This is a genomic window from Blautia sp. BIOML-A1 (genome assembly GCF_009883055.1).
In the GTDB taxonomy this organism is placed as follows: domain Bacteria; phylum Bacillota; class Clostridia; order Lachnospirales; family Lachnospiraceae; genus Blautia_A.
In genome coordinates, this window is record NZ_WWVR01000058.1 from 1 (window position 1) to 7,959 (window position 7,959).

8 protein-coding genes and 1 pseudogene are annotated in these 7,959 nt (G+C 39.6%); 8 read left to right on the forward strand and 1 reads right to left on the reverse strand.

Annotated elements, in window-relative coordinates; genetic code table 11:
- Nucleotides 1-229: 229 nt before the first annotated feature.
- The 3 genes and pseudogenes from GT674_RS16055 to GT674_RS16065 all read left to right on the forward strand — a co-directional run bounded on the left by GT674_RS16055 (nt 230) and on the right by GT674_RS16065 (nt 3,374).
- Nucleotides 230-1,273 (forward strand): glycoside hydrolase family 3 N-terminal domain-containing protein, encoded by a 1,044-nt coding sequence (locus GT674_RS16055; RefSeq protein WP_243149171.1) that lies wholly within the window; start codon nt 230-232, stop codon nt 1,271-1,273.
- A gap of 26 nt (nt 1,274-1,299) precedes the next feature.
- Nucleotides 1,300-1,950 (forward strand): annotated as a pseudogene (locus tag GT674_RS16060) (glycoside hydrolase family 3 protein); the annotation flags it as partial.
- Between the two features lie 65 nt (nt 1,951-2,015).
- A complete protein-coding gene (locus tag GT674_RS16065) occupies nt 2,016-3,374 on the forward strand; it encodes an ATP-binding protein (protein WP_161286604.1) in 1,359 nt (452 codons plus the stop codon).
- 167 nt (nt 3,375-3,541) lie between these two features.
- Here GT674_RS16065 and GT674_RS16070 read toward each other — a convergent pair whose 3' ends face one another.
- The gene (locus GT674_RS16070) at nt 3,542-4,102 is read right to left on the reverse strand and encodes a helix-turn-helix domain-containing protein (RefSeq protein ID WP_055220286.1); all 561 of its coding nucleotides are present in this window, start codon (nt 4,100-4,102) and stop codon (nt 3,542-3,544) included.
- Between the two features lie 516 nt (nt 4,103-4,618).
- Between GT674_RS16070 and GT674_RS16075 the strand changes: the two genes are divergently transcribed.
- From GT674_RS16075 to GT674_RS16095, 5 genes are all read left to right on the forward strand, one after another.
- Nucleotides 4,619-4,759, forward strand: a complete 141-nt coding sequence (locus tag GT674_RS16075) for a hypothetical protein (protein WP_156339411.1) — start codon at nt 4,619-4,621, stop codon at nt 4,757-4,759.
- Nucleotides 4,756-4,950, forward strand: a complete 195-nt coding sequence (locus GT674_RS16080) for a hypothetical protein (RefSeq protein ID WP_161286605.1) — start codon at nt 4,756-4,758, stop codon at nt 4,948-4,950. Before GT674_RS16075 ends, GT674_RS16080 begins: the two co-directional genes overlap by 4 nt.
- A gap of 230 nt (nt 4,951-5,180) precedes the next feature.
- The gene (locus GT674_RS16085) at nt 5,181-6,404 is read left to right on the forward strand and encodes a tyrosine-type recombinase/integrase (protein WP_055220288.1); all 1,224 of its coding nucleotides are present in this window, start codon (nt 5,181-5,183) and stop codon (nt 6,402-6,404) included.
- 345 nt (nt 6,405-6,749) lie between these two features.
- Complete coding sequence (locus tag GT674_RS16090; RefSeq protein WP_015541701.1) at nt 6,750-7,208, forward strand: Hsp20/alpha crystallin family protein; 459 nt, start codon at nt 6,750-6,752, stop codon at nt 7,206-7,208.
- A 156-nt stretch (nt 7,209-7,364) separates the two neighbouring features.
- Nucleotides 7,365-7,820: an Hsp20/alpha crystallin family protein gene (locus GT674_RS16095; RefSeq protein WP_118750212.1), complete on the forward strand. Its 456-nt coding sequence runs from the start codon at nt 7,365-7,367 to the stop codon at nt 7,818-7,820.
- Nucleotides 7,821-7,959 lie beyond the last annotated feature (139 nt).

The following is a 7,959-nucleotide window of genomic DNA, read 5'->3' on the forward strand; positions in this document are numbered from 1 at the left end:
ATGTAACTTATTAACTGTTCAGCAAAGTCAGTAAAATCAAGGATTTTTGTTGAACATGCACTAAAAAGAATAGAGAGATATAACATATCTGTCACGTGCAGATCATTTTGCAAATTATGAAGAGGCTACAGCAGCACCGGCATCTGCAGAGCTGAGTGAGCCATATGTTTCTGAATATCATCTAAACAGCAACTTTGACAAGACTACATACCTCAATGATGAGGATGTAATGCCGACAACGGGAGCAGATAATGGACTTACATTAGCTGATATGCGTGATGCTGATTATGACGATCCTCGTTGGGAAAAACTTCTGGATCAGCTTACTGTTGATGAAATGGAAAATATGATTGCAATGGCTGGTTATCAGACAGCAGCCATGGATTCTGTGGGAAAAGTGGCTACACTTGATTTCGATGGACCAGCAGCAATTAATAACAACTTTACAGGAGTTGGTTCTATTGGATTTCCAATTGAAGTTGTGGTTGCTTCCACATGGAATAAGGAACTTGCACAGTCCTGGGGCGAATGCATGGGCAAGATCAGTCAGGAAATGGGTGCAGAGGGTTGGTATGCACCAGGTATGAATACTCATAGAACCGCATTTGGAGCAAGAAACTATGAATATTTTTCAGAAGATGGAGTTCTTGCAGGAAATATGGGGGCAAATGCAGTAGAAGGTGCAAGAAAATATGGAGTTTATTCTTACATTAAGCATTTTGCACTGTATGAAGGAAATGCAAAGATGGTAAGTGTCTGGTCAAATGAGCAGGCAATCCGTGAAACTTATCTGAAACCATTTGAAATTTCTGTAAAACAGGGAAGCGCAAATGCGGTTATGGTTTCCTGGAGTTTCCTTGGAGATAAATGGACTGGAGAAAGCAGTAACCTTATGAATACAGTTCTCAGAGATGAATGGGGATTCAGGGGAATGGCACTTACAGACTTCTTCCGAAACAATGGTCATGGATTTATGAATGCAGATGCAGCTTTGGCGAATGGAGTAGATGCAATGTTGTCCACATTCAACGGAGAAGAGAACAATGTAGCCAATCCGGAGCATCCAACATCTGTACTTCAGATGAGAAATGCCTGCAAAAATGTCATGTATACAGTTGTAAGCAGCTGGGCTTATGATGGAGAACACGAAGAAACAGGTATGGAAAACTGGAAGAAAGCAGGAATTGGTATCGACATTGTAATAGCACTTTTCATGGCAGGAATGGAAGTACTGGTAATCAGAGGATATAAGAAAAGAAAGAATGCTGAATAAGGATGAAAGTGGGATGGAAAACAGTTATGAAACAGCAAAAATTGGTTGAAAAGATGACAATAGAAGAAAAGGCAGCGATACTCAGTGGAAAAACTGTCTGGCAGACCAGAGAAATTGACAGGCTTTCCATCCCGTCCATCTTTCTTTCAGATGGACCGCATGGAATCAGAAAACAGGCAGGAGCAGGAGACCATCTGGGACTGAATGCATCCTTGAATGCAACTTGTTTTCCCACAGCAGCGACGATAGCAAACAGCTGGAATCAGGATCTGGGGGAAGAGATCGGACAGGCTCTTGGAGAAGAAGCAGCAAGTATGGATGTAAATATCCTGCTTGGTCCGGGATTAAATATTAAAAGAAGCCCATTATGTGGAAGAAATTTTGAATATTTTTCAGAAGATCCATATCTTTCCGGGAAGATGGCAGCGTCATATATTCGTGGAATACAGAGTAAAGGCGTTTATGCCTGCCCGAAGCATCTGGCGGTTAACAGTCAGGAACTTAGGAGAATGGCAATGGACGCAGTTGTTGACGAACGGACATTAAGAGAAATATACCTGACCGGTTTTGAGATAGCTGTTAAAGAAGGACACGCAAAAGCAATCATGAGCAGTTACAACCAGATTAATGGGATTTATGCTAATGAGGACAAACATCTTTTGACAGACATCTTGCGCAACTTGCAAAACTTCCGGATGAGACTGAGTGGGTAGAATTTAAATGTAATAATAAACAGCCACAGATGATTGGTGAATATATTTCTGCTTTGAGCAATTCAGCAGCATTATGCGAACGACCAAAAGCATATCTTGTTTGGGGTGTGGATGATGCAACGCACAAAATTGTAGGCACTGAATTTCAGTATCGCAAAATGAAAAAGGGAAATGAGGAATTGGAAGCATGGCTTTCCAGGATGCTTTCACCAAGAATTAATTTCCGATTTTTTGAGGTTCCGATGGATGAAGGAATGGTTGTGCTGATGGAGATTCCTTGTGCAGAAAAACAGCCGGTACAGTTCGCTGGTGGGGAATATATAAGAATTGGAACAAATAAAAAGAACTTAAAAGAGTATCCGGATAAAGAAAGAGAATTGTGGAGAACATTTGATTCCACACCATATGAATTGCGAATTGCGATGGGAAATCTGAATGAGGATGAAATGGTGTCATTACTGGATTATTCTAAATATTATGACAAACTTGAAATGCCGATTCCGAGAAATCGAGATAAGGTACTAGAAGACCTGCAACATGAAAAATTTATTATGAAAAATGACGCTGGGACATGGGATATCACGAATATGGGTGCTTTGATGATTGCAAAAGATTTGAAAAAATTCGAATCTTTGCATAGGAGATCGGTTCGAGTTATTTGGTACAAGGAAAATTCCAGATTGGATGCTATAAGAGAAAAGGAATTTTGTGCAGGTTATGCATTTTCACATGAAGAAATCGTGCAGTATATTATGACAATTATTCCGCAAGAAGAAGTCATTGTGGAAGCTACGAGAAAATCTGTTGTCAGTTTTCCAGAAATCGCTATCCGTGAGTTGCTGGCAAATGCTATGATACATCAGGATCTTCAGCAAAGGGGAACGAATCCAATGGTGGAGGTGTTTAAAAATCGAATCGAGTTTTCAAATGCCGGAGCACCATTGGTGGCAATCGAAAGAATTGTAGATTCGGTGCCAGTATCCAGAAATGAAAACATTGCCGGATTTATGCACAAATGTGGTATTTGTGAGGAGCGTGGCAGTGGTTATGATAAGATTGTTGAAGCAACCGGTAAAAATGAGCTGCTTGCTCCGAGAATTGAAAATCAGAATAATCAATTCACAAAAGCAATATTGTTTGCAAAAGTACCATTTGAATTAACTACCAAAGAAGATCGGATGCGGACTTGCTATATGCAGGCGTGTCTAGCATATGTCAATTTTGAAGGTATTTCTAATTCAGATATTCGAAAAATATTTGGTCTGGGAGAAAAAGAGAAGGCCAAGGCATCAAGACTTCTTACCAGTGCTGTCGAAGGTGGATATATTAAAGTAATGGACCCGGATACAGCACCAAGATATAAAAAGTACATTCCATATTGGGCATAATTTAAGTTTCGCTAAGTTTCACCTATATAAGCATGTGAGAGAATCTTAATAGAAAAATATGCAAAAAAGGCACTGAAAACAATGGATTATCGGTTTTTCAGTGCCTTTTCCTTGAGTAAAAAGAAAAAAATATAATAAATTTAAGTTTTGCTAAGTTTCACTAAGCTCTACTCGCTTGATTTCCGCCACTGTTTCGACGGTTCCCGTTTACCACAATCATCACAGGTCTGTGGCCAGTTGATTTTCCATTCAAAATATTCATCTCTGGTAATCGCACCAGATGTCAGTTCTTCTTTTCTAAGTGTCCATTCTTTTAGAAAATCATTGAGAATCCCATAATTAAACCACATACCAATAGGCGGATGAGCAGGCCAACTATCAGAATCATGGTAGCGGATAGCGGTATCGCCACTGGAATTTGATTTTTCGCTTGGATAAGTCTCTAATTGAAAGAGATTAATCATGCCAGGATTAAATTCGTCAATCCAGAACAGGATTTCCATCAGTTCAGAAGCATTCATCGTAGTTGGCTCATGCAGTGTCAGTGGATTCACATCCAAAATCTTAGCCATTTCAGTAACCAGATCTTTACGGGGAACCCGGTAATTAGTTTCATATTGGGCAAGGCGGTTTGCACCTTTATCGCCCCAGCCAAGAGCTGCACCGAGTTCTGCCTGTGTCATATTCCGGAATGTCCGGATTTTTTTTATTTTATCACCAATTGTCATATCAGATTTCCTGCTTTCTATTTGATAATTCCATTTTACTATCAAAATCTCAGAATGTAAACAGAAACATTCGCAACTAAGCGAATAAAATGCTTGACATTAACATTAAAGCGAACTATAATAACAGAACAGTAAAGTTCGCATTAAAGCGAAAGTAAAAGCTGAAATGTAAATATTTTGTGAATTATCGCAAAAGCAGGTTGGTAAATCGCTTCTGTCAGGCTTTATTAGTGAAAGGATTTTTTAAAATTCCAAAAATCGAATAACATTTTACCCTCGCAGGGCTGTATAGATGAGGGGATATTTAAAATCCTTCTTGTACCTTGAAAATTGAATGAGCTGTACACCATATTTTCCTTTATAGAAAATGTAGCTAACACAGATGCCAAGATCCATAGCTTTTTATGGGGAGCGTTGAAGATACTCCGGAAACGGTCGGTATGTTTGGAAAGAAGCTGCTGACATTCAGAATAATTCTGATAGAGGTTGATTGTAACATTGACAGCAGGTGTATGAATGGAAGCCAACACGCCGAACGGAATGGAAAATCATCGTAAGAAGTCTAAACAAAAAGTAGAGTGTACTGACAACGGGCATAACCGCTGTCTGGGAGGTGATGCAGAAGAATACGAAGGAAAGGAGGTATGTGCATCATGAGAAAAACAATAGAGTATAAGGCTGAGAACCGTCTGACGGTAGATATTGAAGGATTAATGGCAATGTTATCCTGCGGAGAAGTAACTGCAAAGAAAATTGCAGATTATGCAGAAGCAAGAGTGATTATTGGAAGACGTGTTCTTTATAACGTGGATAAGATAAAAAAATATCTTGATGCAATGGCAGTGTAATGAAAGATGAGAAGATAAAATACAACAACTTTCCTTCGGAATGAAAAGTAAAAAAGGGAAAATATTCCTGTAAAACAGGCAAATAAAAATTAGCATTTTGCAGGAATTTACCCTTGGAAATCATAAAATATTATGTTAATCTGTGAGCAGATATCAGACAGTAAATGACTGATACCGACAGGACAAAAATCATTCCGAATAACGAAAAATGAAGTGAAAGGAATGATGATATGGCAAGAAAAGATAATAAAGGCAGAAATTTAAAAACAGGTGAATACCAGCGTCCGGATGGACGTTATGAGTATCGCTACAAGGATGAAATTACCGGAAAGCGTAATTCGGTTTATGCAGCTGATCTGGCGAGTCTGCGAGAAATGGAAAAGAAGATCAATAAGGATATGGATGATCTGCTTATTACAGACGCCTCAGTCAAGAAGCTGACCGTAAATACGTTGTTTGAGCGATACATGGCAACAAAGAATATCAAGGAAAGAACGAAAAAGAATTATATTCGTATGTGGGACTATCGGATACGAAATACTTTGGGAAACATTCGTGTTGTGGATTTTAAGACATCTCACATAAGGACGTTCTTTTCCGCATTGTCAGATGAAGGACTGGCACACAGTACAATCAAAGGCCTTTATGGCTTATTGAATCCCAGTTTTGAACTGGCAGTGGAAGATGGGATTATCCGTAAGAATCCGGTAACTGGAACACTTGGAGATTATGGGGCTCCGGCAAAAGAGAAAGAAGCACTGACATTGGAACAGCAGGAAAAACTTCTGAAGTTTGTTGAACAGAGTAATGTGTATAAGCCTCATCTTCCAATGATGCAGGTTATGTTTGGGGCTTGCCTGAGAGTGAGTGAAACCATTGGATTAACCTGGTCAGATGTGGATATGAAGAATCGGGAGATCCATGTAGGTGGACAGCTTGTATATTATGAAGGTGATGAAGGATATTGTTTTCATGATTCAGAAACCAAAACGGATGCAGGAATCAGAGACATTCCTATGACACAGATGGTATATGATGCGTTCCGTAAACAGAGAGAGCTGAACTTGATGCTTGGTTTGCAGAGTAATGTAGAGATCGGTGGACGCAGTGGATTCATCTTCAATACAAAGCATGGACGTCCAATCATGCCGGCGGGAGTGAACAGCTTTCTGAAAAATATTGTCAATGCCTATAATAAGAAAGAAAGCAAACTGGCAGAAGAAGAGAAGCGAGAGCCGGAACTGATGCCTCCCATTTCATCGCATACTCTTCGTCATACGGGATGTACCAGACTGGGTGAGAACAATGTCAATCCCAAAGTTATGCAGTATGTGATGGGCCATTCAGATGCACAGATCACAATGAATGTCTACAATCATATTGCAGAGAAGTCTCATGTGGAGAACGAGATGTCTAAAATGAACTTGCCAGAAACCGTACCTGCTGTGGTATAAACCATAAGTCGTTGTCGTAAAATGTGGTAAGAAAATCAGACGAATATATTTTTCCAAGAATTTGTGGTAAAAATGTGGTCAAATCAAGAAAAACGAGTGCGAAAGCAAGTGAAAAATCCCTGTGAAGCCCGTAAAATCAAGGCTTCACAAAATCTTCACAAAATAATTAGCACTCACCTCTTGACAGTGCTAATAATAAGTGTTATATTACAACTAGAACAAAGGAAGAGGGATATGAGATAAAAAGATTGAAAGAAAATCTTCTGAATATCCTTCATACCAACCGAGTTCAGAACTTAAAACTTATTTCAAGATAGATCATAAAAGAAAAGGGAGAGATGACTTATGTTAATGCCTAGTATTTTTGGAGAAAACTTATTTGATGATTTCTTTACACCGTTCTATTACGATGATAAAGATGAGAAGAAAGCAGAGAAGAAGCTGTACGGACACAGAGCACAGAATCTTCTGAAGACCGATATTAAAGAAACCAAGGAAGGTTATGAACTTGTAATTGATGTTCCTGGATTCAAGAAAGATGAAGTTAAGGTAGCACTGAAAGATGGTTATCTGACAGTCAGTGCAGCTAAAGGCCTTGATGAGGAAGAGGATGACAAGAAGACAGGACGTTACATCAGACGTGAACGTTACGCAGGAGCCTGCGAGAGAAGCTTCTATGTAGGTGAAGATGTTACACAGGAAGACATCAAGGGCGAGTATAAACACGGTATCCTGAAACTGTTTGTTCCGAAGAAAGAAGCAAAACCGGTTTCCAACGATCCGAAATATATCACCATTGAATGATTGAGAAGTTGATTCATTTCCGTCAGGTAATGTATGATCGTTAAAGACTCGTGATACTGCCCGGAGACTTCGGGCGGTATCCTTAAAATAGATTAGTAAGTAACAGTCGAAAGACTTAAAAATAGATTTGTTTGTCATGAAAAGGAGCGATGACTTATGTTGATGCCTAGTATTTTTGGAGAAAACTTATTTGATGATGACTGGATGGACTTCCCGTTTAAAGATGAGTTCTGGGGCAAGAAGAATCCGCTTTATGGTAAACATGCGCAGAACATGATGAAAACGGATATCCGTGAAACTGATGGCAGTTATGAACTGGATGTGGATCTTCCGGGATTTAAGAAAGACGAGATCAAGGTTCAGCTGAAGGATGGTTATCTGACACTGTCAGCAGCCAAAGGTCTTGATAAAGATGAACAGGATAAGAAGGGCAACTACATCAGACGTGAACGTTATGCTGGTACTTTAAGTAGAAGTTTCTATGTTGGTGATGCAGTCAGTGAAGAAGATATCCATGCGAAATATGAAGACGGTATTCTGAAACTTTCTGTTCCGAAGAAAGCACCGAAAGCCGTTGAAGAAAAAGATGGTTACATCGCAATCGAAGGTTAACTTCCATTGCTTATTCTCCCCCCATATATAGCCGGGATCCGAAAGGATCCCGGCCTTTTTTACTTTATAGGAAACTGCTCCTACGGAGCACTCTTGAATGAAAGATGCCCTCCGGTAGGCGGGCATACTAAAAGGACGG

Bases quoted from the DNA above. Each gene is read 5' to 3' on its own strand.
- GT674_RS16075 (WP_156339411.1), top strand. From the start codon at position 4,619: ATGGAAGCCAACACGCCGAACGGAATGGAAAATCATCGTAAGAAGTCT.
- GT674_RS16095 (WP_118750212.1), top strand. From the start codon at position 7,365: ATGTTGATGCCTAGTATTTTTGGAGAAAACTTATTTGATGATGACTGG.
- GT674_RS16065 (WP_161286604.1), top strand. From the start codon at position 2,016: ATGATTGGTGAATATATTTCTGCTTTGAGCAATTCAGCAGCATTATGC.
- GT674_RS16055 (WP_243149171.1), top strand. From the start codon at position 230: ATGCCGACAACGGGAGCAGATAATGGACTTACATTAGCTGATATGCGT.
- GT674_RS16085 (WP_055220288.1), top strand. From the start codon at position 5,181: ATGGCAAGAAAAGATAATAAAGGCAGAAATTTAAAAACAGGTGAATAC.
- GT674_RS16080 (WP_161286605.1), top strand. From the start codon at position 4,756: ATGAGAAAAACAATAGAGTATAAGGCTGAGAACCGTCTGACGGTAGAT.
- GT674_RS16090 (WP_015541701.1), top strand. From the start codon at position 6,750: ATGTTAATGCCTAGTATTTTTGGAGAAAACTTATTTGATGATTTCTTT.
- GT674_RS16070 (WP_055220286.1), bottom strand. From the start codon at position 4,102: ATGACAATTGGTGATAAAATAAAAAAAATCCGGACATTCCGGAATATG.